General features: G+C 60.3%; 22 protein-coding genes. 15 read left to right on the top strand and 7 right to left on the bottom strand.

The annotated features are described in order from the left end of the window. Positions 1–21 precede the first annotated feature (21 nt). From MJQ68_RS02510 to MJQ68_RS02535, 6 genes are all read right to left on the bottom strand, one after another. Positions 22–3,828 carry an efflux RND transporter permease subunit gene (locus MJQ68_RS02510; protein ID WP_238749402.1) on the bottom strand — a complete coding sequence of 1,269 codons (3,807 nt, stop codon included), beginning with the start codon at positions 3,826–3,828 and terminating at the stop codon, positions 22–24. A 70-nt stretch (positions 3,829–3,898) separates the two neighbouring features. Then, on the bottom strand, positions 3,899–4,306 hold the full coding sequence (locus MJQ68_RS02515; RefSeq protein WP_238749403.1) for an HYC_CC_PP family protein: 408 nt from the start codon (positions 4,304–4,306) through the stop codon (positions 3,899–3,901). A 35-nt stretch (positions 4,307–4,341) separates the two neighbouring features. Further along, positions 4,342–6,366 carry a heavy metal translocating P-type ATPase gene (locus MJQ68_RS02520; protein WP_238749404.1) on the bottom strand — a complete coding sequence of 675 codons (2,025 nt, stop codon included), beginning with the start codon at positions 6,364–6,366 and terminating at the stop codon, positions 4,342–4,344. 28 nt (positions 6,367–6,394) lie between these two features. Beyond that, positions 6,395–7,774, bottom strand: a complete 1,380-nt coding sequence (locus tag MJQ68_RS02525; protein WP_238749405.1) for a tagaturonate reductase — start codon at positions 7,772–7,774, stop codon at positions 6,395–6,397. A 3-nt stretch (positions 7,775–7,777) separates the two neighbouring features. Continuing rightward, positions 7,778–9,430: a UxaA family hydrolase gene (locus tag MJQ68_RS02530; RefSeq protein WP_238749406.1), complete on the bottom strand. Its 1,653-nt coding sequence runs from the start codon at positions 9,428–9,430 to the stop codon at positions 7,778–7,780. A gap of 3 nt (positions 9,431–9,433) precedes the next feature. Continuing rightward, the gene (locus MJQ68_RS02535) at positions 9,434–10,006 is read right to left on the bottom strand and encodes an HD domain-containing protein (protein ID WP_238749407.1); all 573 of its coding nucleotides are present in this window, start codon (positions 10,004–10,006) and stop codon (positions 9,434–9,436) included. Positions 10,007–10,156: 150 nt separating this feature from the next. Between MJQ68_RS02535 and atpD the strand changes: the two genes are divergently transcribed. Next, positions 10,157–11,674, top strand: coding sequence for a F0F1 ATP synthase subunit beta (atpD, locus tag MJQ68_RS02540; RefSeq protein WP_238749408.1), 1,518 nt, complete (start codon positions 10,157–10,159; stop codon positions 11,672–11,674). Then, positions 11,671–11,982: a F0F1 ATP synthase subunit epsilon gene (locus MJQ68_RS02545; protein ID WP_238749409.1), complete on the top strand. Its 312-nt coding sequence runs from the start codon at positions 11,671–11,673 to the stop codon at positions 11,980–11,982. Before atpD ends, MJQ68_RS02545 begins: the two co-directional genes overlap by 4 nt. Here the strand turns inward: MJQ68_RS02545 and MJQ68_RS02550 are convergent. Beyond that, a complete protein-coding gene (locus tag MJQ68_RS02550) occupies positions 11,979–12,806 on the bottom strand; it encodes an alpha/beta fold hydrolase (RefSeq protein ID WP_238749410.1) in 828 nt (275 codons plus the stop codon). The genes MJQ68_RS02545 and MJQ68_RS02550 overlap by 4 nt on opposite strands. 183 nt (positions 12,807–12,989) lie before the next feature. On the opposite strand from MJQ68_RS02550, the gene MJQ68_RS02555 reads away from it, so the two are divergent. The 13 genes from MJQ68_RS02555 to rpsC all read left to right on the top strand — a co-directional run bounded on the left by MJQ68_RS02555 (position 12,990) and on the right by rpsC (position 22,476). Continuing rightward, positions 12,990–13,571 (top strand): HAD family hydrolase, encoded by a 582-nt coding sequence (locus MJQ68_RS02555; protein WP_238749411.1) that lies wholly within the window; start codon positions 12,990–12,992, stop codon positions 13,569–13,571. A gap of 32 nt (positions 13,572–13,603) precedes the next feature. Beyond that, a complete protein-coding gene (ftsY, locus tag MJQ68_RS02560; RefSeq protein ID WP_238749412.1) occupies positions 13,604–14,563 on the top strand; it encodes a signal recognition particle-docking protein FtsY in 960 nt (319 codons plus the stop codon). 215 nt (positions 14,564–14,778) lie between these two features. Further along, the gene (rpsL, locus tag MJQ68_RS02565; protein ID WP_183495637.1) at positions 14,779–15,153 is read left to right on the top strand and encodes a 30S ribosomal protein S12; all 375 of its coding nucleotides are present in this window, start codon (positions 14,779–14,781) and stop codon (positions 15,151–15,153) included. A 71-nt stretch (positions 15,154–15,224) separates the two neighbouring features. Further along, on the top strand, positions 15,225–15,701 hold the full coding sequence (rpsG, locus tag MJQ68_RS02570; RefSeq protein ID WP_238749413.1) for a 30S ribosomal protein S7: 477 nt from the start codon (positions 15,225–15,227) through the stop codon (positions 15,699–15,701). A gap of 45 nt (positions 15,702–15,746) precedes the next feature. Beyond that, complete coding sequence (gene fusA, locus MJQ68_RS02575; RefSeq protein ID WP_238749414.1) at positions 15,747–17,879, top strand: elongation factor G; 2,133 nt, start codon at positions 15,747–15,749, stop codon at positions 17,877–17,879. A gap of 56 nt (positions 17,880–17,935) precedes the next feature. Beyond that, positions 17,936–18,244, top strand: a complete 309-nt coding sequence (gene rpsJ, locus MJQ68_RS02580; protein ID WP_099106033.1) for a 30S ribosomal protein S10 — start codon at positions 17,936–17,938, stop codon at positions 18,242–18,244. Between the two features lie 129 nt (positions 18,245–18,373). Continuing rightward, positions 18,374–18,994 carry a 50S ribosomal protein L3 gene (gene rplC, locus MJQ68_RS02585; RefSeq protein ID WP_238749415.1) on the top strand — a complete coding sequence of 207 codons (621 nt, stop codon included), beginning with the start codon at positions 18,374–18,376 and terminating at the stop codon, positions 18,992–18,994. Between the two features lie 26 nt (positions 18,995–19,020). After that, a complete protein-coding gene (rplD, locus tag MJQ68_RS02590) occupies positions 19,021–19,674 on the top strand; it encodes a 50S ribosomal protein L4 (RefSeq protein WP_238749416.1) in 654 nt (217 codons plus the stop codon). Then, a complete protein-coding gene (rplW, locus tag MJQ68_RS02595; protein WP_238749417.1) occupies positions 19,667–19,963 on the top strand; it encodes a 50S ribosomal protein L23 in 297 nt (98 codons plus the stop codon). Before rplD ends, rplW begins: the two co-directional genes overlap by 8 nt. A gap of 90 nt (positions 19,964–20,053) precedes the next feature. Beyond that, positions 20,054–20,890, top strand: a complete 837-nt coding sequence (gene rplB / locus MJQ68_RS02600) for a 50S ribosomal protein L2 (RefSeq protein WP_238749418.1) — start codon at positions 20,054–20,056, stop codon at positions 20,888–20,890. Positions 20,891–20,893: 3 nt separating this feature from the next. Continuing rightward, positions 20,894–21,163 (top strand): 30S ribosomal protein S19, encoded by a 270-nt coding sequence (gene rpsS / locus MJQ68_RS02605; protein WP_238749419.1) that lies wholly within the window; start codon positions 20,894–20,896, stop codon positions 21,161–21,163. 134 nt (positions 21,164–21,297) lie between these two features. Continuing rightward, positions 21,298–21,711 carry a 50S ribosomal protein L22 gene (gene rplV, locus MJQ68_RS02610; RefSeq protein ID WP_238749420.1) on the top strand — a complete coding sequence of 138 codons (414 nt, stop codon included), beginning with the start codon at positions 21,298–21,300 and terminating at the stop codon, positions 21,709–21,711. A gap of 6 nt (positions 21,712–21,717) precedes the next feature. Further along, on the top strand, positions 21,718–22,476 hold the full coding sequence (gene rpsC / locus MJQ68_RS02615; RefSeq protein ID WP_238749421.1) for a 30S ribosomal protein S3: 759 nt from the start codon (positions 21,718–21,720) through the stop codon (positions 22,474–22,476). Positions 22,477–22,710 lie beyond the last annotated feature (234 nt).

Below are 22,710 nucleotides of genomic sequence, written 5' to 3' on the forward strand. Positions count from 1 at the left end.
GTGAATTTCGCATTGCATACATCATTTCGCCCGTCGTTTTACCCGCCACTCCGCCCGCAGGCTCCAGAGTACCGGTACCGTGAACATGGTGACCACCTGTAGCAGCATCCCCCCGAAACTGGGGATGGCCATAGGTAGCATAATATCGGCTCCGCGCCCGGTAGCGGTGAGCACGGGCAGCAGCGCCAGGATGGTGGTGGCCGTAGTCATCATGGCCGGCCGTACCCTGCGCAGACCGCCCTCCACCACCGCGTCCCGTACGTCCTGAATGCTCGTAGGCTCGTTGCGGGCGAAGCTGTCGCGCAGGAAGGTGGCTACCAGTACCCCGTCGTCGGTGGCAATGCCGAACAGGGCGAGAAAGCCAACCCAGACCGCTACGCTGAGGTTGATGGTGCGCATCTGGAACAGGTCGCGCAGATTGGTGCCGAAGAAGCTGAAGTTCATAAAGTCCGGATCGGCGTAGCCCCCCAGTAGCAGGAAGCCGCCCGAGAATGCCACGAAGACCCCGCTGAAGACCATCAGCGAGGTGGTCACGGACTTGAACTGGAAGTAGAGGATCAGGAAGATCAGTCCCAGCGCGATCGGCAGCACCAGTTTGAGTCGTGCGTCGGCGCGCACCTGCTGCTCATAGTTGCCGGCAAAGCGGTAGCTGATACCGGCCGGTATGTCGAGTCCGCCGGTCCGGGTGAGGTCACTCAGGTAGGTCTGGGCGTTGTTGACCACTTCTACCTCGGCAAAGCCTTCCTCTTTGTCAAACAGCACATAGCCCACCAGGAAGCCGTCTTCGCTCTTGATCGACTGCGGTCCCTGCTCGTAGCGCAACTCGATGAGCTCGCCGAGGGGGATCTGCCGACCGTTGCCGGCGGGTACGAGGATGCGCTTGATGGACTCCGGGTCGTCGCGCAGCTCGCGGGGGTAGCGCAGGCGTACGCCGTAGCGCTCCCGGCCCTCTACGGTGGTGGTCATCAGCATGCCGCCCACGGTGGCCTGGATCTGGCGCTGCACGTCCGTGACGGAGAGCCCGTAGCGGGCGATGGCATCGCGCTTCACGTCCAGCAGCAGGTAGGGTTTGCCCACCAATCGGTCGGCATATACGGCTGCGTCCTTCACGCCTTCGACCTCGCGCAGGGCGCGTTCCAATTTAAGACCGAAGGCCTCGATTTCCTGCAGGTCCGTACCCCGCACCTTGATGCCCATGGGCGCCCGCATACCAGTCTGCAGCATGACCAGGCGGGTCTCGATGGGCTGCAGCTTCGGCGCCGAGGTGACGCCGGGCAGCTGGACGGCCGCGATGATCTCGTCCCAGATGTCGTCGGGCGAGCGGATGTGGTCGCGCCACTGCCGGTAGTACTGGCCGTTGGGGTCGGGGATGAGTTCCCTCTCCCCCGGCCCCTCTCCAGAGGAGAGGGGGGATTCTAATCCGCTAGAATTTTTGGTCAGAAAGTTACCCTCCTCATCCACCCGGAAGCGAAGGCGCCGTCCGTCGCCGTCCGTCAGGTACTCCGACTTGTACTGGATCATGTTTTCGTACATGCTCAGTGGGGCGGGATCGAGGGGGCTGTTGACCCGGCCGGCCTTGCCCACTACGGAGGACACCTCGGGGATGGTCGTGACGGCCATATCCAGGGTCTGCAGGTTGCGCAGGTTTTCGGCGATGCCGGCGTGGGGCATGGCGGTGGGCATGAGCAGGAAGGCCCCCTCGCCCAGGGCGGGCATGAACTCCTGTCCGATGTCGCGGTACACGCCGATGCCTGCCGCCACGATCAGTCCCACCAGGATCAGAAAAAGCCACTTGACCCGCAGCAGGAAGCGCAGGATGCTGGCGTAGAAATAGATCACCAGCCAGAAGAAGCCCAGCAGTCCGCCGGCTACCACGACTACGAAGAGGAAGTTGTAGGCAGTCGATCGACCTACGCCGAGGGGGAGCCAGTAGCCGGCTAGTAGCCAGGCTAGGGTCAGGGCGATCAGGACGTTGATTAGTGGGGTCAGGAAGCCCTCGTCCGCCGAGGCATGCGCAGCTTGGCTCGTCGGCCGAGGGCTTGTTGAAGATTTCTCGGCGGACGAGCCAAACTTCGTAAGGCTCGGCCGACGAGCATCGACCAGGCCCAGCAGGCCGGCCAAAATCGCCACCACCCCCAACCACCAGGCCACGAACACCCAGGCCGCAATGCCCCCGGCAATCAGCAGCGCGTTACCGATAAGTTTGCGCCGCCGCCCGCTCTTGTCGAGTCCGAACAGCAGATCGGCTAGCGCGGGAATAAAGGCAATCGACACGAAGATCGCCGCCACCAGCGCAAAGGTCTTGGTAAAGGCCAGGGGGCGGAACAGCTTACCCTCCGCCGCCTCCATCGTGAAGACGGGCAGGAAGCTGATGATGGTCGTAGCCACCGCCGTGAGCACCGCTGAAGCTACCTCCACCGTAGCCTCGTAAATGCTCTCCAGCCGGCTCTCCCCGGGCGGGGCGGTGTGGAGGCGGTAGACCATGCTCTCCGTCAGCACGATACCCATATCGACCATCGTGCCGATGGCAATAGCGATGCCGGAAAGTGCCACGATGTTGGCATCTACCCCGAAGTAGCGCATGGCGATGAAGCACATCAGCACCGCCACCGGCAGGGTGCCGGCTACGAGGAGCGACGACTTCAGGTTGAACAGCAACAGCACTACCACGATAGCCGTAATGAGGATCTCCAAAGTCAGCGCCTCCTCCAGCGTGCCGATGGTCTCGCGGATCAGCGTGCTACGGTCGTAGTAGGGTACAATGGTGACCTGGGAGATAGTACTATCCCTCTCCCCTAGCCCCTCTCCAGAGGAGAGGGGAACCATCCGCCGTGGCAGCCCCGGTGCCAGCTCGGCGATCTTGGCCTTTACATTGTCGATGACCTCCAGGGGGTTGGCGCCGTAGCGGGCTACGACCACGCCGCCCACCGCTTCGGTGCCCCCCTTGTCGAGCAGACCGCGCCGCTCGGCCGGACCCACGTTCACCCGCGCAATGTCGCGCAGGCGGATCGGCACGTTGTTGACCTCCGATACGACACTGTTCTCCAGGTCCTCCAGAGATTTCAGGTAGCCCAGTCCGCGCACGAAGTACTCGGCCAGGTTGATCTCCAGGGTCGCCGCGCCTACGTCCAGGTTGCTGCCGCGCACGGCCTGCATGACCTGGTCGAGGGTGATGCCGTACACCCGCATCTTTTCCGGATCGGCATCCACCTGATACTCCCTGACGTGCCCGCCGATACTGGCTACCTCGCTCACTCCGCCGGCGGCGCTGAGCCCGTAGCGCACGTAGAAGTCCTGGATGGATCGCAGCTCGTCCAGGTCCCAGCCGCCGACCGCCTCACCCTCCGGAGAGTGCCCCTCCAGGGTGTACCAGAACACTTGTCCGAGGGCGGTAGCGTCCGGCCCAAGTGTGGGCACTACGTTATCCGGCAGCACCCCGGCGGGCAGGCTGTTGAGCTTTTCCAGGATGCGGCTGCGCGACCAGTAGAACTCCACGTCCTCCTCGAAGATCAGGTAGATGCTCGAAAAGCCGAACATGGAGTTGGACCGCACGCTGCGCACCCCCGGAATACCGAGCAGGGCGGAGGTGAGCGGGTAGGTGACCTGATTTTCTACGTCCTGCGGCGACTGTCCGGGCCAGCGGGTAAAGACGATCTGCTGATTCTCACCGATGTCGGGGATGGCGTCTACGGCCACGGGGTCGCGGGGCAGCCAATCGAGCTTGAAATCGAAGGGTGCCGTAGCTAGCCCCCAGCCCACAAAGGCCAGCAGTAGCAGCCAGACGACCAGCTTGTTCTCCAGGAAAAAACGAATAAGTGCAGCTAACATGCCGGTGCGTTATCACAACGAGGAAAGCCCTCCACGGTAGCGGAAGGCAGGCAGGACAAAGCGGCAAAGGCTAAATGCGAAACACCTGAAAACGGCGCGGCACGTCGATCAGTCGCGGCGGCGGACGGTAGTTTTCAAACGTCTTATTGGCGCGCGCACGCAGGTGCAGGGTGTAGGAAGGGGTGGGGGCGGGAGGGAGCGAGGGGGCAAAGGCCGGCGGGGTCGGCAGGTCGCCGGCGTCCACTACCTGCTGGTCGATATCTGATTTGACAAGCTCGTGCTCGTTGTTGCAGCAGTCCTTCTTGGCGGCCGCGTGCAGGGGGCAAGCGGGGGCCGCGGCATCCTCATGGCATACTTCGGCGGCGGCAAATAGCGCTACCGACCGCAGTTCCCCCATGCAGAAATGGCGGTTGACCGTCACGCCGACGGAGCCGACGAACAGGAGCAGGGCCAGGAAGAGAGAAACTACGCGATGCACGTTCCGTAAACGGTATTAGTCAGCCGCTAGTTGTGCTAGCGGTATGCCAGGAGTCGCAGGGCGTTCAGGACGACCACCATCGTGGACCCTTCGTGGGCGATTACGGCCGGTCCGAGACTAGCAATACCCAGGATGGTGAGCGGTACCAGAATAGCCACTACTCCGAGACTGATCCAGAGGTTCTGCTGGATGATGCGGCGGGCCTGCCGGCTCAGTCCGATGGCGAAGGGCAGGTTGTCCAGTCGGTCGGCCATCAGGGCTACGTCGGCGGTCTCGAGGGCTACGTCGGAGCCGGCCGCTCCCATGGCGATGCCGACCGTACTGCTGGCCATGGCGGGCGCGTCATTGACGCCGTCGCCGATCATAGCTACGCGGCCCTCTTTTTCGCGCAGCTGCTTAATGCTGGCCACCTTATCCTCCGGCAGCAGACTGCCGAGGGGGTCGGTGATGCCGATCTCCCGGGCTACCGCATCGGCTACCCGCTGGTTGTCGCCGGTGAGCATGATCATGCGGTTGATGCCGAGCTTGCGCAGGGCGGCCAGGGTGGGTTTGGCGCTGGCACGGGCTACGTCCATGACGGAGATCACGCCGAGGTAGCGGTCGCCCCGGTGTACGATCATGGCGGTGTGCCCGCCGGTTTCGAGCTCGGCCATTTGGCGTTCTATGATCGGGGGGACGGACGTGCCGGTGACCTCCTGCAGCAGGCGCCGGTTGCCGATGTGTACGGTCTCACCGTCGAACTGCGCACGGATACCGCGGGCCGTCAGGGCTTCTAGACCGGTCGCTTTGGCGGTGGGGGCAGGACCGAGTTCGGCTAGTCCGCCGGTCACGATGGCGGCGGCCAGGGGGTGGTCGCTGAGTTCCTCTACGGCTACGGCGGTGCGTAGCAGTTCCCGCCGTGTGGTGCCCTCGGCGGGCAGTACGGTGGTCAGTACGGGTTTACCCTCCGTCAGGGTTCCTGTCTTGTCGAAGGCGATGGCGGTGAGGCTGCCGAGGTCTTCGAGCGGCCGACCACCCTTGATCAGTACACCCTTCTGGGCGGCACGGGCTACGCCGGCGAGCACGGCACTGGGGGTGGAGATCGCCAGGGCACAGGGGGAGGCAGCCACCAGCACGGCCATGGCGCGGTAGAAGCTCTGGCCGAAGGTCTCGTCGAGCACTAGAAAGGCCAGCAGCAGGATTCCCACCAGGGCCAGCACGGCGGGAACGTAGATCCGCTCGAACTTGTCGGTCAGCTGCTGGGTCGGTGACTTCTGCTTCTCGGCCTCCTGTACCAGGGTGACCAGCTTAGCCAGGGTGCTATCGCTGGCTGGCTTCAATACCCGCACCTCCAGGGCCGAACCTCCATTGATGGTGCCGGCGAAGGTGCGGTGCTCGGCGGGCAGCGTGGCCAGGTCGGGCAGGGTCTGTGACAGGCTCATCCAGGGCGTCTTGTCTACGGGTACGCTCTCGCCGGTGATAGCCGACTGGTCTACGGCGCTGCTGCCTACCATGACCATGCCATCGGCCGGGATCTTGGTATTGGGTTTCACTACGACGGTATCACCCACCACGAGTTCTTCCACGCCTACCTCACGGGTGCCGGTGCTGGTCTGTAGCAGAGCCGTGGCGGGTGCCAGCTTAGCTAGGGCGGCAATACTCTTGCGGGCACGCTGCATGGCGTAGTGCTCCAGGGCGTGACCCAGGCTGAACAGAAACAGCAGCAAAGCCGCCTCCTGCCACTCCCCCAGGGCGGCGGCCCCGGTAGCGGCTATGACCATCAGGAAGTCGATCTCGAAGCGCCCGGCGCTGACACCCTCGTAAGCCTCGAGGACCGAGAAGTAGCCACCCAGTAGGATCGCCACGACAAAGAGTCCGATCGCGTAGCTTTCCGGCAGGTCCGCCACGAAGCTCAGGATCAAGCCCCCCGCCCAGAACACACCGCTGGCAATGGAAAAGTAGAGTTCGGTGCGCTCACCAAATAGCCCACCCGAGTGGTCATGGTCGTGACCGGCGTGATTATCCACGGCAGTCGCATCCGCCGCGGCAGTTTTCTCAAGGGGTGGGGTAGGGGGGTGCATACTGACTTAAGTTACGTCCTAGAACCGTTCACACCCGGCTTTGATCGACCTGCGCAGTCACCGCGGCCGTCAGGCCGGGAATATCGTTCAGGTCCCGTCCCCACCAGTCGGTCTGGGCCAGGACCCGGCGGACCACCCGCTCACTACTCGGCTCACCCGCCCAAACCTGCCGGAAGAAGCCCAGCCGGTCCGCCGCATCGCGCAGCGGAATAGCCTCCGCATCCCGCCGGCCCCGGTAAAATACCAGTAGGGCGGCCAGTGCGCGTACGATACCCTGCGGCAGCTTGTTGAAGCGCCGGTGGTAGGCCAGCAGACTCGGCAGCAGGCGGGTGCGGAATTTGCTCGTGCTGTTGAGGGCTATATCCAGCAGGCGGTGGTGCAGGCTGGGGTTGCGAAAGCGATCCAGTACGTCGGCGGCAAAGTCGCGCAGTTCTTCCACCGGTTGGTCGAGACTGGGGATGATCTCCTCGTACAGCACCCACTCCAGGTAGGCGCGCAGCTCCGGATCGGCGAGCACCTCCCCCACCGTATCCAGCCCCGCCAGGTAGCCGGTGGGCACGATCGCGGTGTGGGCCCCGTTGAGCAGGCGCACCTTGCGCTCGCGGTAGGGGGAGAGGTCGTCGGTGTAGGTCACGTTCAGACCAGCCTCGTGGAGCGGCAGACCGGGCACACCCGTCGGTGGTGCCTGGATCACCAGACTATGATAATATTCGCCTGCCACCAGGAGCCGGTCCGTATACCCGATCCGATCCCAGAGGGCCCCGGCCCGCTCGGGGTAGCCGGACACGATGCGGTCCACCAGGGTATTGTAAAAGCGGTTGTTGGTGTCGATCCAGTCGGTGAAGGCTGCCTCCAGTCGCCAGTGGTGGGCGTAGCGGAGTACGCAGTGCCTGAGCGCGTCGCCATTGTCTTCGATCAGCTCCAGGGGAATTACGTGACAGCCGGGCCGATCGTGCTGCCAGCGGGCGTAGAGCCACTGGGTGAGCTTGGCCGGAAACTCCTGCCCGCACCGCCCCTCCGGCCGGGCTTCGGGTACAAAGCGGATGCCGGCTTCGGTGGTGTTGGAGACAATGAAGTCAATGTCCAGTTCCGCTGAGTCCATAAAGGCGGCGTACTCTTCGTAGGGGTGGATGACCCCGGTGATGCTGCTGATCAGCCGGGTCTCCTGCTTGCGCTCCCCCTGCTGAATGCCGTCGAGGAGCACGTGGTAGAGTCCGTCCTGGGCCAGTAGGTCGTCATAGCGCCCGCCTTGGGTAGGTTTTACTACGAGTACGCTGCCGTAGAAGTCAGTCCGCTCGTTGAGCAGCTCGACCATCCAGTCGAAGTAGCCGCGCAGAAAATTGCCCGCGCCGAACTGTAGGATATTGGTGGGCGGCGTCTTACCGGGCGGGCGTCGGAGTACTTGCATGGGTCAGAGGGATATACCGCGTTTCCAGGGGATGAAGTCGTGCTGACCGAGACGCTGGGCGGCGGTGCTGCTACGTCCGCTGGCTACCTCGATCAGGAGGTCCAGCAGGGCTTCCCCGGCCTGGGCTACGGTCTGCCGGCCGGTGATGATGCCGCCGGCATTGAAGTCGATTAGGTCAGGCATTCGCTCGGCCAGCGCATCGTTGGAGCTGATTTTGACGACCGGGGCGACGGGATTGCCGGTCGGGGTACCCAGACCGGTCGTAAAGGCGATCAGATTGGCTCCGGAACCGGCTAGCGCGGTGGTGCTTTCTACGTCGTTTCCGGGGGTGCAGAGTAGACTTAATCCAGCCGCGGTCGCCGGTGCGGTGTATTCCAAGACCGCTTCGACCGGCGAACTACCCCCCTTCCGGGCCGCCCCGGCGGACTTCATCGCATCAGTGATCAGCCCATCGCGGATATTGCCCGGTGACGGATTGTGCTCAAAGCCGGAGCCCGCCGCCTCGGCTGCCGCGGCGTAGGTGTGCATCAGGCGGGTGAAGGTCTGGGCGGTGGCAGAATCCACGCAGCGGTTGACGAGCTCCTGCTCGACCCCGTGCAGCTCGGGAAACTCGGCCAGTATAGCGCGGCCACCCAGGGCGACCAGCAGATCGACGGCGTGGCCCAGCGCGGGATTGGCCGAGATGCCGGAAAAGCCATCCGAGCCGCCGCACTCCAGCCCCAGCGTAAGCTTGCTGAGCGGTGCAGGCTGCCGCTGGGTGGCGTTGATGGTGACTAGTCCGGCGAAGGTCTGCCGCAGCGCCCGCTCGGTGAACTGTGCCTCCGTACCGCCGCCCTGCTGCTCCAGTATGAAGAGCGGCTTGCCGAATTGCGGATCGCGCCGGGCAATGGCCTCGCGAAGCATAGTGATCTGTGCATTCTGACAGCCCAGGCTAAGCACGGTGGCACCCCCGACGTTCGGATTGCAGAGGTAGCCGGCCAGGAGATCGCACAGTGCACGTGCATCTGCGCGGGTGCCGCCGCAGCCGCCGGAGTGGGTGAGGAATTGGATACCGTCGACCCAGGGAAAAGTGCGCGGCCGGGATTCGCTGGGCTGGTCGGTAGGGGCTGGGGAAGTGAGTATGGCACCTGCGTCCGCGCCCGAGCGATAGGCCTGGATGAGCTGGCTGGTGAGGGACTGTAGTTGGTCCGGACGGGTATAGCCCAGGGGTTCGAGCAGGGCCTGGCGGAGTACGTCGATGTTGCGGTTTTCGCAGAAGACCAGGGGGATGACCAGCCAGTGGTTGGCGGTGCCTACCTGGCCGTCGCCGCGGTGGTACCCCTGGAAGTGGCGGTGCTGCCAGCGGGTGATGTTGGGGGGTGTCCAGGTAGCGCGTGGGGAGGGGCCGGTGTAGGACTGGGTGGCGTGAGCCGTGTTTTGGGTAGTGATAAGGGTACCTGCGGGGAGGTTGTTGACGGCCGTGCCGACCACCACGCCGTACATACGTAGTGGCTGGCCCGCCGGGACACTGCAGTGGGTGAATTTGTGCTTGGCCCGCACAGCTTGCTGTAGGTGAACGGACTGGCCGGCGACGGTCAGGATAGTGCCCGTGGCCAGGTCACGCAGGGCGACGATCAGGTTGTCGCGGGGGTGGAGCTGCAGCCAGTCCTGGGCCATGGCTTACACGCTTTTGCGGCATTCGAGGACCTTCTTGCCGTAATCGGTGAAGTAGTGGTGACTGGACAGGAAGGCGGCATTCTGCTCGTTCCAGTCTTCGTCGGATACTTCGATGCCCAGCTCCCGCCGCCACTCCTCGCGCAGCATCTCCTGGTAGTGGTCGTAGGTGTTGAAGGACAGGTGGTAGAGATCGGCGTCGCACATCACGGACTCGATCTTGGTGACCGGCCGCTGGGGCATCGTGGTGACTTCGATGCAGCGTAGGACGGCGGCAATGCGGTCGGCGGGGTAGTTCTCCTTTTCCAGCCACTCCTGGGCGAGTTGCATGCTTACGACCTCGTGACCGGTGTAGGTCTTGACGTGTCCGGTATCGTGGAACCAGGCGGCCAGCATGACGATCTCCAGCTCCTCTTCGGTGAGGCCTTCGGCCTTGCCGATCTTGAGGGCGCCCTGCATGACGTTGATGGTGTGGTGCAGGTTGTGGAACACCCGGTCCTTGGGCAGCTGCTTGATCAGCAGTTGGGTGACGTAGTGACCGGCGCGGTAGAGGATGGTTCGGCGGTGTGGGTGTCCCATGGAAGGAGAATGAGCAGCTGGGGAAATAGGGGAATACGGTGGGCCTAAAGTACCACACAAAAGGATGGGGTAGCGGCCTAGCTGCTTTCAAAAACCTTTCGTACTTTTGCGCTCCCTTTTCAACCACTCCTACTAGAAGTTCCCCCCCCCATGGCCAACATCGGTAAAGTAAAGCAGGTAATCGGACCCGTCGTCGACGTATCCTTCGCCGCCGAAGGCAGCTCGCTGCCCGCCATCCTCAACGCCCTCGAAATCCAGCGCACCAACGGTGAGACGCTCGTACTCGAAGTACAGCAGCACCTGGGCGAGGACGCCGTACGGACCATCGCCATGGACGCGACCGACGGCCTGACCCGCGATACCGACGTGACCGACACCGGTATCCCCATCGCCATGCCCGTAGGTACGGCCATTAAGGGACGGCTCTTCAATGTAGTGGGCGAGCCCATCGACGGTATGCCCGCCGTACCGAAGGGTGCCTCGGCCCGGCCCATCCACGCCGATGCGCCACTGTTCGAAAACCTGGCCACCGACCGGGAGCCACTGTTCACCGGTATCAAGGTCATCGACCTGATCGAGCCCTACACCAAGGGGGGCAAGATCGGCCTGTTCGGCGGAGCCGGCGTAGGCAAGACCGTACTCATCCAGGAGCTGATCAACAACATCGCCAAGGGCTACGACGGTATTTCGGTATTCGCCGGGGTAGGGGAGCGTACCCGTGAGGGCAATGACCTGCTGCGCGAGATGCTCGAATCGGGTATCATCAAGTACGGTGATGCCTTCATGCACGACATGGAAGAAGGGGGCTGGGACCTGAGCAAAGTGGACATGAAGGAGCTGGAGCAATCCAAGGCCACCTTCGTGTTCGGACAGATGAACGAGCCTCCCGGAGCCCGCGCCCGCGTGGCCCTGTCGGGTCTGACCATCGCCGAGTACTACCGCGACGGCGACCTGAGTGACCCCACCGGCGGCCGCGACATCCTGTTCTTCGTCGACAACATCTTCCGCTTCACCCAGGCGGGTTCGGAAGTATCCGCCCTGCTGGGCCGGATGCCCTCGGCCGTAGGCTACCAGCCTACCCTGGCTACGGAAATGGGACTGATGCAGGAACGAATCACCTCCACCAAGCGGGGATCGATCACCTCCGTACAGGCCGTCTACGTGCCCGCGGATGACCTTACCGACCCCGCTCCCGCTACCACCTTCGCTCACCTCGACGCCACCACGGTACTCAACCGGAAGATCGCTTCCCAGGGTATCTACCCTGCCGTTGACCCTCTGGATAGCACCAGTCGTATCCTCGACCCCGCCATCATCGGCGACGAGCACTACGGTACGGCCCAGCGCGTGATCAACATCCTGGCCCGCTACAACGAGCTACTGGACATCATCGCTATTCTCGGTCTGGACGAACTCAGCGAGGAGGATAAGCTGGTCGTAAGCCGCGCCCGCCGGGTGCAGCGCTTCCTGAGCCAGCCCTTCCACGTAGCCGAGCAGTTCACGGGCCTTAAGGGCGTATTCGTCGACATCAAGGATACCATCAAGGGCTTCAATATGATCCTGGACGGTGTGGTAGACAAGTACCCCGAGGATGCCTTCAACCTGGTCGGCACCATCGAGGATGCCATCGCCAAGGGTGAAAAGCAGCTCGCTGCCGTTGCGGAATGAAAATATCCGTCCTCACCCCCGACCGTACCATCTTCACCGGTAACGTGAGCCGCGTAGCCCTGCCCGGTGCCGATGGCAGCTTTCAGCTACTGGACAACCACGCTCCGCTAGTATCCAGCCTCACGGCCGGCCGGATCACCATGATGACCGGTACCGGAGAGTACAGCTACTACGACGAGGAAACGAGTGGCATGACCAAGGAAGCTACCCCTAACCGGAGCCTGACCTTCAGCATCGACCGCGGCTTCGTGGAAGTGCTCAACAACGAGGTGAACCTGCTGGTGCAGGGTGCGCGCAACATGCGCTAGCCCACCGCTACGGGAGGGGTAACCGGCTTACCCAGGAACTTTAGTACGGCTTCGTTAAAGCGCTGCACTTCCTCCAGATTACAGAGGTGGCCACATCCTTCCAGCACGACCAGTTCGGCGTGGTGTGCCTGCTTTCTGGCAAAGCGCTGGGCTGCCTGTAGGAAGACGTGGTCCTGCCCACCCATCACGATCAGACTAGACGTGCTGAGCTTGCGCCGGTAAAAGCGCTTGACGATGGAGAAGAAGTCGCGGTACAAGCCCAACCACTTCAGGAATTCGGTAGGCGTGAGCTTTTTAGACTGCAGGCGGTACAGGCGGCGGCTCGGGGCGTGATTTTCGCGGGGCAGCACGATCATGATGAAGGTGTCGTAGATCCAGCGAAAGGGAACGAAGTAGCTCAGGAACTTACCGCTGTGGGCAAACAGGCGGATCTTCCAGTCGGCTTTGAATACCCCGCCGGCCATGATCATGGATTCGATCAGGTCGGGCCGCCGGTCATAGAGTCGCTGCAGAACGATACTACCCAGGGAAAGGGACAAAAAGTGAGCCCGCTTCACGCCTACGTAGTCGATCGTGCGTAATACGTCGTCGGTGACGATATCGAAGTCGTAGGTAGAGTACTCGGGTTCCAGGTCCTTACTGTACCCATGATCGCGCATGTCGATCAGCAGCAAATTGAAAAAGGGCTTGAAGGCTTTGACCTGATGCTTGAAGGTGATCGAACTACCGCCGGCACCGTGGATGAAAATCATCCATTCGGCGGTATCCTCGCGACGGTGGATCGTATGGTGGAGGATTCCCACCGCTAGCCCTTCCTGCTTCATACTAGGGCAAACGTGTGGGGAGGGTTAAGGGTTTGTAAGCAAAGGGCGGCGAAAACGCCCCGGGGTATTAAGTCTACATTAAATCAGTGTACCGGTATAGCGCGCGCGGCCGTATAGCCCTATCTTACCTAACCGTAATATGCTACACGTCACGTAGTTAGCCCGTACTGATACCAAATTTCCGTGATTCAGCCCGCCCATCGCATGACCGATGCCCACCTCCAACTCGCCGTAGTTCACCTCAACGATGTATGCGTTGCGGTGCAGGAGGGAATGGACCGCTTCCTGGCCACCGCGGCCCTGGATCGCATGGCGGGCGCCGAAGCTACCTTCTCCTGGCTGCGCAAGCGGGGGGTACGCATCTGCCTGCTGAGCGACTACGACGAATCGCAGACCCTGCTCCTGCTCAAGCGCCTCGGCTGGACGGTCGGGGAGGCCGGTACCGTACAACAGTTCGTCCCCCGGCAGCAGGAACTGGACAATCCCGTGCTACAGGCCCATGCGCTGGCCGGTCTGACTAAAGGCCGCCTCAGTATCACCGCCGTAGATACCCCCGAACTGCTCCGGCACAGCAATGCGGCCCGCGTTCACTTCAACCTGGCGATCTGTAATGGCCGTTCGCCCTACCACGCACTGGCGACCGCGCCCCATCATGCCATGCTGGACAACCTGCGGCAGCTCCCGGACTTCTTGGTACGGCACCTGCCCGAACCCGCTAGGCCTACTCAGCGGCTCTACTTGCCCCGGCCCCTATACACGGCCTAAAGCGTACCTTCGCGGGCGCAAAATGCCGGCCCATGAGTTTTTTCAAGAAGTTTTTTACCCCCGAGAAAAAGGAGGACCTGGACAAGGGACTGGAGAAGACCAAGCAGGGCTTTTTCAATAAGCTCGGTCGGGCCGTAGCCGGCAAGGACCGCGTCGACGAGGAAGTACTCGACGAGCTTGAGACCATCCTTATCTCCAGCGACGTAGGGCTGGATACCACCATCAAAATCATCGAGCGCATCGAGGCTCGGGTTGCCGAAGACCGCTACCTCAATACCAGTGAGCTCGACCACATCCTGCGCGACGAGATCGTCAACCTGCTGGCCGAACAGAACGACCAGGACTTCGACGACTACGTACTGCCCACTACCGAACGGCCGGCCATCATCCTTGTCGTGGGGGTCAACGGCGTAGGCAAGACCACTACCATCGGTAAACTCGCTAACCAATATCAGCGACGCGGTCATAAGGTGGTGCTGGGCGCGGCCGATACCTTCCGGGCCGCCGCCGTCGACCAGCTCGGTATCTGGGCCGAGCGCGTGGGCTGTGAATTCTATTCCAAGGGAATGCATACCGACCCCGCCGCCGTAGCCTACGAGACGGTCGCATACGCCCAGAAGAACAACTGCGACGTGGCCATCATCGATACCGCCGGCCGCCTCCACACCAAGTTCAACCTGATGAAGGAGCTCAGCAAGATCAAGCGCTCCGTCACCAAGGCCATGCCCTCGGCGCCCCATCAGGTGCTGCTCGTGCTCGATGCCACCACTGGGCAAAACGCCATCGAGCAGGCCAAGGCCTTCACCGAGGCCACCGACGTAACGGCCCTTGCGCTCACCAAACTAGATGGTACCGCCAAGGGAGGGGTGGCCATCGGTATTACCGACCAGTTTCAGGTGCCCATCCGCTACATCGGCGTCGGCGAGGGCATCGATCACCTGCAGGTATTCAACAAGCGCGCCTTTGTGGATAGCTTGTTTGGGAATCAGTAGGGAAGGGGTAAGGGGGTTAAGGGGTTATGGAGTTAAGGGCGGTCGGGGTAGTTGTTACAGTCTGGGAGGGGGCGGGGCCGCGGGTGCGGTTTCGTCCTGAATCCTTTCCCGCGTACCATTAGGAATTGCAAAAAGAAAATAGTACCTTTGTGCTCGCTTTTTCAGGAGGTAGGCCTCTGGTGAATCAAAGAAGCGTTCATAAAGTAAAGAAACGTATGCCTACAATTAACCAACTAGTGCGGAAGGGCCGCAAGCAGATCGTGGAGTCGAGCAAATCGCGCGCGCTGGACGCTTGTCCGCAGAAACGTGGGGTCTGTACCCGCGTCTACACGACCACCCCCAAGAAGCCAAACTCCGCCCTGCGGAAGGTGGCTAAAGTGCGTCTGACCAACGGTATCGAGGTCATCGCATACATCCCCGGTGAGGGACACAACCTCCAGGAGCACAGCATCGTGCTGATCCGTGGTGGTCGGGTGAAGGACCTTCCGGGTGTACGCTACACCATCGTTCGGGGTGCCCTGGACACGGCCGGTGTAGCCAACCGCAAGCAGGCCCGCTCGAAGTACGGTGCCAAGCGCCCCAAGAAGTAACTAATTAAGTAAGACGGATCACCTCGAATAGGGATCCACCGGTCCATGTGGCCATCTGAAGTAAAGCAACTATGCGTAAAAGAAAACCGAAAATCCGGGTAGTAACCCCGGACCCCCGTTACGGGGATACCCTCGTCACCCAGTTTGTCAACAACCTGATGTACTCCGGTAAGAAAAGCACGGCCTTCGCCGTCTTTTACGGTGCCATGGACATCATCAAGGAGCGCGTGGCGGAAGAGGAGATCGACGAGTACGAAGTCTGGAAGCGTGCGATCAACAACGCCATGCCCCAGGTAGAGGTACGCAGCCGCCGTATCGGTGGAGCTACCTTCCAGATCCCGACCGAGATCCGCGGTAAGCGCAAGATGTCGATCGGTATGAAGTGGCTCGTACGCTTCGCCCGCCAGCGCAGTGGCAAAGGATTTGCCGAAAAGATGGCTGCCGAACTGCTCGCCGCCAGCCGCAACGAAGGCCTGGCCGTGAAGCGGAAGGAAGAGACCCACAAGATGGCCGAATCCAACCGCGCGTTTGCTCACTACGGCCGCTAGCCTAGCCACCGCCCACTTTTCCCCTAACCTATAATATTCCAAGCCATGGCTACGGATCTGAAATATACCCGCAACATCGGGATTGCCGCGCACATCGATGCCGGCAAAACGACTACTACCGAGCGTATCCTTTACTACACGGGTATCTCGCACAAGATCGGTGAGGTACACGACGGCGCCGCTACCATGGACTGGATGGAGCAGGAGCAGGAGCGTGGTATCACCATCACCTCGGCCGCTACCCACACCAACTGGAAGTGGAGGGATCAGTCGTACGTATTCAATATCATCGATACGCCGGGTCACGTGGACTTCACCGTGGAGGTGAACCGTTCGCTACGTGTACTGGACGGTCTGGTCTTCCTGTTCTGCGCCGTATCCGGTGTAGAGCCTCAGTCGGAAACCAACTGGCGCCTCGCGGATAACTACAAGGTGCCCCGCATCGGATTCGTCAATAAGATGGACCGTTCGGGCGCTGACTTCTTCAGCGTCGTCAAAGACGTAGAGGAGAAGCTCGGCTCTAAGTCGATCCCCCTGCAGGTACCCATCGGTGCCGAGGAGCGCTTCAAGGGCGTAGTCGACCTGATCACCATGCAGGCTATCGTATGGAATGAAGACGATCAGGGTATGACCTTCGAGGTCATCGAAACTCCTACCGAGCTTGTCGATACCGTCAACGAATGGCGCGAGAAACTGCTCGAAGCCGTAGCAGAGTACGACGAATCATTGCTGGAGAAGTACTTCGAAGACCCCGAGAGTATCAGTGTCGAGGAAGTGCGTAAGGCTGTCCGTGACGCCGTCATGGACGCTGCCTTCGTACCCATGATGTGTGGTTCCGCCTTTAAGAACAAGGGCGTACAGGCCGTACTCGATGCGGTGTGTGCTTACTTGCCCAGCCCGCTCGACGTACCCGCTATCAAGGGTACCGACCCCGACGACGAGGAAAAGATTCTGGAGCGTAAGCCTTCGGTCGACGAGCCCTTCGCGGCCCTCGCCTTCAAGATTGCGACGGACCCCTTTGTAGGTCGCCTCGCCTTCATGCGCGTGTACTCGGGTCGTCTAGATGCCGGTTCGTACGTCAAGAACACCCGGAGCGACAACAAGGAGCGGATTAGCCGTCTCTACCAGATGCACGCCAATAAGCAGGAGAGCATCTCTAAGGTGGAAGCCGGTGACATCGCTGCTGCGGTTGGCTTCAAGGATATCCGTACCGGTGACACCCTGTGTGATGCCGACCACCCCATCGTGCTGGAATCGATGGTCTTCCCCGATCCCGTGATCGGAGTAGCCGTAGAGCCTAAGACACAGAAAGACATCGACAAGCTCGGTATGGCCCTGGCCAAACTGGCGGAGGAGGATCCAACCTTCCAGGTCAAGTACGACGAAGACACTAACCAGACCGTCATTAGCGGAATGGGTGAGCTTCACCTCGAGATCATCGTAGACCGTCTGAAGCGGGAATTCAAAGTGGAAGCCAACGTGGGTGCGCCCCAGGTGAATTATAAAGAGGCCCTGTTCAACATGGTCACCCACCGCGAGCGGCTCAAGAAGCAGTCGGGTGGTTCTGGTCTCTTTGCTGACATGAGCTTCGACCTCGGCCCCGCCGACGAGGAGTTCCTGGAAAGCGAAGACTTCAAGAGCGGTAAGGAGAATCTGCAGTTCGTTTGGGACATCGTAGGTGGCTCGATCGACAAGAACTACCAGAAGCCCATCCGTGATGGATTCAAGTCGATGATGAAGAACGGCATCCTGGCCGGCTACAACATCGATAGCATGAAGGTGCGGATCTTCGATGGTGCCATGCACTCAGTCGACTCCAAGCCCATCGCTTTCGAGCTTTGTGCCAAGGAGGGATTCCGGGAAGCTGCCAAGCAGGCCCAGCCCAAGTTGCTCGAACCCATCATGAATGTGGTCATCACCAGCCCGGAGGAATACACCGGTAACGTGATCGGTGACCTCAACCGCCGTCGTGGTCTGCCCAAGGGGCAGCAGCCCGTCTCCGGTGGTGCGGTAAAGATCACGGCTGACGTACCCCTGAGCGAGATGTTCGGCTACGTTACCGATCTGCGTACCATCACTTCTGGCCGTGCCAGCTCGAACATGACCTTCAGTCACTACAACGAGGCCCCCTCGGGCATCGCCAAGGAAATCATCGAAAAGGCCCGCGGAGAGGCTTAAGCTTACGTACCCCCGGAGAGGATGCTCTCCGGGGTAATTTTGAAAACAAAACTGGCATGAATCAGAAAATTCGCATTAAGCTGCGTTCTTACGATCACAACCTGGTGGATAAGTCTACCGAAAAGATCGTCAAGACCGTCAAGAACAGTGGGGCCATCGTTACCGGCCCGATTCCGCTGCCCACCGAGAAAGATATATACACCGTGCTGCGCTCGCCGCACGTGAATAAGAAATCCCGGGAGCAGTTTCAGTTGCGCACCCACAAGCGCCTGATCGAGATCTATACCCCCAACCAAAAGACGGTGGATGCCCTGGCTAAGCTAGAGCTACCGAGTGGTGTAGATATTCAGGTGAAGCTTACCTAAACGGTACGGCACGCAACCCCCTCCACCGCTGGTGGATGAAACCTATTTAACAAACTGCTCCCATCCTGACCGGTCCGGGAGCATACCGCCCGCTCTCCTTTCGAGGGGAAGGCGGCAAAATTTAGACCGATGAACGGTATAATTGGTAAGAAAGTCGGGATGACCTCCATCTTCGACGACGCAGGCCGCAACGTAGCCTGTACGGTGGTCGAAGCCGGCCCCTGTGTAGTTACGCAGGTGAAAACGGACGATACCGACCAGTATAACTCCCTCCAGCTCGCCTACGGCGACAAGAAGGAAAAGAGCAGCACCAAGCAGCTCGTAGGCCACTTCAGTGCGGCCGGCACCGGACCTAAGTCCGACGTCGTGGAGTTCCGCGACATGAACCTCACCAAAGCACTGGGCGAGACCGTTACCGTAGACGAAGTATTCACCGAGGGCGACAAGATCGCCGCCGTGGGTACCAGTAAGGGTAAGGGCTTCCAGGGTGTCGTCAAGCGGCACAACTTCCGTGGTGTGAACGACGCGACCCACGGTCAGCACAACCGGCAGCGCGCTCCGGGTTCGATCGGTGCGGCTAGCTATCCTGCCCGGGTATTCAAGGGCATGCGGATGGCCGGACGTGATGGCGGCGGACGGGTAACCGTCAAGAACCTGCGCGTACTCAAGGTATTCCCCGAGCGTAACCTCATCCTCGTCAAAGGTGCCATTCCCGGCCCCAAGGGCGGCACTGTAATCCTCCACAAGTAAGGCTCCCGCCTCTAAAACGAATAGAAATGAAACTACAAGTTTATAGCGCAACGGGTGCCGATACTGGCCGCGAGGTCGAACTACCTGAGAACGTGTTCGGTGTAGAACCGAACGAGCACGCCGTATACCTCGCCGTTAAGGCGTACCTCGCCGCACAGCGTCAGGGTACCCATAAGACGAAGGAGCGCGGTGAGATCGCCGGATCGACCAAGAAGCTACACAAGCAGAAGGGTACCGGTGGATCGCGTAAGGGTGACATCAAGAACCCACTTTTCCGCAGTGGTGGCCGCATCTTCGGTCCCCGCCCCCGCTCGTATGGCATCAAGCTGAACAAGAAAGTGAAGCAGAACGCCCGTGCGTCTGCCTTTTCTACTAAAGCAGCCGAGGGCAAGATCAAGCTGGTGGAGGACCTCCGGTTCGATGCACCAAAGACCAAGGACTTCATCAACTTCCTGAATGGTGTGAAAGCCAATGAGGGTAAAGTGCTACTGATCACCGCAGAAAATGAAGCTAACGTCTACCGCAGTGGCCGCAACCTGCCCAACAGTACGGTACTGAGTGTCGGTACGGTAAATACGTATGAAATCATGCGCGCAGGTACCATTCTGGTAGCTGAGGGCGCCATTGAAAAACTCAAGGAGCAGTTCGCTGCCCCCGCAACCGCTACTACCCATGAATAAGCAGATCCTCCTGAAGTCAGTGGTGTCGGAAAAGGCCGAGCTACTCAGCGAAAACCATACGCAGTACACCTTCGTGGTGAACAAGGCTGCCAATAAGATCGAAGTCCGCAATGCAGTAGAAGCACGCTACGGGGTGACCGTAGACAGTGTCAATACGCTGACCATGCCGGGCAAGAGTAAGAACAGATCGACCAAGTCGGGCGTCATCCGCGGTCGGGTAGGTGGCTACAAGAAAGCCATCGTCACCTTGATCGAAGGAGACACCATCGACCTGTACAACGAATTATAACGAACCCCCGGTAGGTGGGGAGCAGCGGACCAGGGTCGATCTGGGGTACCGTCGTTTTGCTCCGAGATCTGCCGGACAATCAGTGCAATAATGCCAATTAAGAAGTTTAAGCCCGTCTCGGCCGGTTCCCGCTTTCATGTAGGGAACAAGTTCACCGAGCTCACGGGAGACAAGCCGGAAAAGAGCCTGCTTGCGCCGATCAAGCGCACCGGCGGTCGTAACCGTACCGGTAAGATGACCGTACGCCAGCGCGGCGGTGGACATAAGCGTCGCTACCGTATCGTAGATTTTAAGCGGGAGAAGGACGGTATCCGTGCCGAGGTTAAGACCATCGAGTACGATCCGAACCGCACCGCATTCATCGCCCTGGTAGAATACACCGACGGAGAAAAGCGCTACATCATCGCCCCACAGGGACTCACCGTAGGCGACACGATCGTAAGCGGACCGGATGCTACGCCGGATGTAGGCAACTGCATGCTGCTGAGCGAAATCCCCCTGGGCTCTCAGATTCACGCCATTGAGTTGCAGCCCGGAAAGGGAGCGGCCCTAGCTCGTTCAGCCGGTACCAACGGTACGCTGATGGGTAAGGAAGGCCGTTTTGTTTCGGTCAAGCTACCCAGCGGTGAAGTTCGCCGTATTCTGAAGACGTGTCGTGCCGTAATGGGTGCTACGTCTAACCCCGATCACGCACTCACGGTAGCCGGTAAGGCTGGTCGTAGCCGCTGGCTCGGTCGCCGTCCCCGCGTACGTGGTGTAGCGATGAACCCCGTCGATCACCCCATGGGTGGTGGTGAAGGTCGCGCCTCCGGAGGTCACCCCCGTTCACGCACGGGTATTATGGCGAAGGGACAAAAGACCCGTAACGTCAATAAGGCGAGTAACAAAATGATCATCACCCGTCGCAAGACGAAGAACAAGAAGTAACTTATGGCACGTTCGCTAAAGAAAGGACCCTACGTATTTCACAAGCTTTACGCTAAGCTCGAGAAAGCACAGGAGGGTGGTGGCCGCAAGGGCATGATCAAAACCTGGTCGCGCCCATCCATGATCGTACCCGACATGGTGGGTCTGACCATCGCCGTACACAACGGCAAAACACACGTACCCGTGTACGTCACGGAGAACATGGTAGGTCACAAGCTCGGTGAGTTTGCCCCTACCCGTTCCTTCCGCGGCCACGGTGGCAAAAAGAAGTAGGGTAGGATAGTTCTGTAGTCTCAGCACTACAGTGAACTACCGATCTACAGCACTAAATCAGAGTGAAGGAAGAGTAGGTCCTCGTCAATCTCGGCCCGGCTTACTAACCCGTTCCCTCGTAATTTAATCCAATCATGGAAGCAACAGCAAGTTTAAATAGCATTCCGATGTCGGTCCGCAAGATGCGGCTCGTCGTCGATCTGATCCGCGGCAAGCAAGTCGGTCAGGCTCTGGGTATTCTGGAGTACAGTAAGCAAGAAGCAGCCATCTGGCTCAAAAAGAACCTCCTCTCCGCCATCGCCAACTGGGAGTACAAGACTGACGGTCTGGAGAGCGCGGACGAGTACGACCTGGTCATCAGTGAGATCTTTGCCGATGCAGGTGCGCAGATCAAGCGGTTCCGTCCGGCCCCTCACGGCCGCGCCCACCGTATCCGCAAGCACAGCTGCCACATTACCATCAAGGTGAGCAACACCAAGCCACTACCCAACCAGGGTAGCCAGGAACCCGTTGCAACTACCACCGAAGCTCAAACCGTCCAAGCATAACACATCATGGGTCAAAAGACAAATCCAATTGGTAACCGCCTAGGTTACATCCGTGGCTGGGACAGTAACTGGTTCGCCGACAAGGACTACGCCGCCAACGTCATCGAAGACGAGAAGCTGCGTAGCTACCTGGACACACGGATCAATAAGGGAGGCATCGCTCGTATCATCATCGAACGTACGCTGAAGCGGGTCACCCTGACCATTCACACGTCCCGTCCTGGTATTATCATCGGTAAGGGAGGTAAGGAGATCGACCAAATCCGCGAGGAACTGCGTCGCCTGACCGATAAGGACGTGCAGATCAATATCATCGAGATCCGCAAGCCGGAAATGGATGCCAATATCGTAGCTGAGTCCGTCGCCAATCAGATCGAAGCGCGGATCAACTACCGTCGCGCCATCAAAACCAGCATCGCATCCACCATGCGGGCCGGAGCCGAAGGAATTAAGATCCGTATCTCGGGTCGTCTGAACGGATCCGATATGAGCCGTACCGAAGAGTACAAGGAAGGTCGTACCCCCTTGCATACCTTCCGGGCCGATATCGACTACGCACACAAGGAAGCGCACACCGTATACGGCCGGATCGGCATTAAAGTGTGGCTCTGTAAGGGCGAAGTGCTCGGCAAGCGTGACCTCAACCCGAATGCAGGTCTGTCCACTAAGGGCGATCGCGATGACCGTGGAGGTCGTGGCGGACGTGACCGTGGAGATCGCAACGACCGGGGCAACCGCCGCGGTGGCGGTGGTGGACGGCGCTAGGCTGTCACCCATTTCACTATAGTATACTACTACTGCCGGTTTCCTCGTGACCCGGCTACTGACTTAACCGCCTCCGGCGAGAATATCTGACCGGCTTTCATCAAGCAACCGCTTGCGCTGAAAACCTTCCCAAAGAAGCAGGGTAGTCCAGACCGCATAGTCTGGACTACGCTGCTTTATTTTGCTCGCAATAAAACGAGCGCTATCCTTTCCCATGTGGGTGCAAAAGCGTAC

Source organism: Neolewinella maritima, assembly GCF_923081025.1.
GTDB classification, from domain to species: domain Bacteria; phylum Bacteroidota; class Bacteroidia; order Chitinophagales; family Saprospiraceae; genus Neolewinella; species Neolewinella maritima.

Bases quoted from the DNA above. Each gene is read 5' to 3' on its own strand.
- MJQ68_RS02510 (WP_238749402.1), bottom strand. From the start codon at position 3,828: ATGTTAGCTGCACTTATTCGTTTTTTCCTGGAGAACAAGCTGGTCGTC.
- MJQ68_RS02550 (WP_238749410.1), bottom strand. From the start codon at position 12,806: ATGAAGCAGGAAGGGCTAGCGGTGGGAATCCTCCACCATACGATCCAC.
- rpsC (WP_238749421.1), top strand. From the start codon at position 21,718: ATGGGTCAAAAGACAAATCCAATTGGTAACCGCCTAGGTTACATCCGT.
- rpsL (WP_183495637.1), top strand. From the start codon at position 14,779: ATGCCTACAATTAACCAACTAGTGCGGAAGGGCCGCAAGCAGATCGTG.
- MJQ68_RS02520 (WP_238749404.1), bottom strand. From the start codon at position 6,366: ATGCACCCCCCTACCCCACCCCTTGAGAAAACTGCCGCGGCGGATGCG.
- MJQ68_RS02545 (WP_238749409.1), top strand. From the start codon at position 11,671: ATGAAAATATCCGTCCTCACCCCCGACCGTACCATCTTCACCGGTAAC.
- rplB (WP_238749418.1), top strand. From the start codon at position 20,054: ATGCCAATTAAGAAGTTTAAGCCCGTCTCGGCCGGTTCCCGCTTTCAT.
- rplV (WP_238749420.1), top strand. From the start codon at position 21,298: ATGGAAGCAACAGCAAGTTTAAATAGCATTCCGATGTCGGTCCGCAAG.
- atpD (WP_238749408.1), top strand. From the start codon at position 10,157: ATGGCCAACATCGGTAAAGTAAAGCAGGTAATCGGACCCGTCGTCGAC.
- rpsG (WP_238749413.1), top strand. From the start codon at position 15,225: ATGCGTAAAAGAAAACCGAAAATCCGGGTAGTAACCCCGGACCCCCGT.
- rpsS (WP_238749419.1), top strand. From the start codon at position 20,894: ATGGCACGTTCGCTAAAGAAAGGACCCTACGTATTTCACAAGCTTTAC.
- rpsJ (WP_099106033.1), top strand. From the start codon at position 17,936: ATGAATCAGAAAATTCGCATTAAGCTGCGTTCTTACGATCACAACCTG.
- rplW (WP_238749417.1), top strand. From the start codon at position 19,667: ATGAATAAGCAGATCCTCCTGAAGTCAGTGGTGTCGGAAAAGGCCGAG.
- ftsY (WP_238749412.1), top strand. From the start codon at position 13,604: ATGAGTTTTTTCAAGAAGTTTTTTACCCCCGAGAAAAAGGAGGACCTG.
- fusA (WP_238749414.1), top strand. From the start codon at position 15,747: ATGGCTACGGATCTGAAATATACCCGCAACATCGGGATTGCCGCGCAC.
- MJQ68_RS02530 (WP_238749406.1), bottom strand. From the start codon at position 9,430: ATGGCCCAGGACTGGCTGCAGCTCCACCCCCGCGACAACCTGATCGTC.
- MJQ68_RS02525 (WP_238749405.1), bottom strand. From the start codon at position 7,774: ATGCAAGTACTCCGACGCCCGCCCGGTAAGACGCCGCCCACCAATATC.
- rplC (WP_238749415.1), top strand. From the start codon at position 18,374: ATGAACGGTATAATTGGTAAGAAAGTCGGGATGACCTCCATCTTCGAC.
- MJQ68_RS02535 (WP_238749407.1), bottom strand. From the start codon at position 10,006: ATGGGACACCCACACCGCCGAACCATCCTCTACCGCGCCGGTCACTAC.
- rplD (WP_238749416.1), top strand. From the start codon at position 19,021: ATGAAACTACAAGTTTATAGCGCAACGGGTGCCGATACTGGCCGCGAG.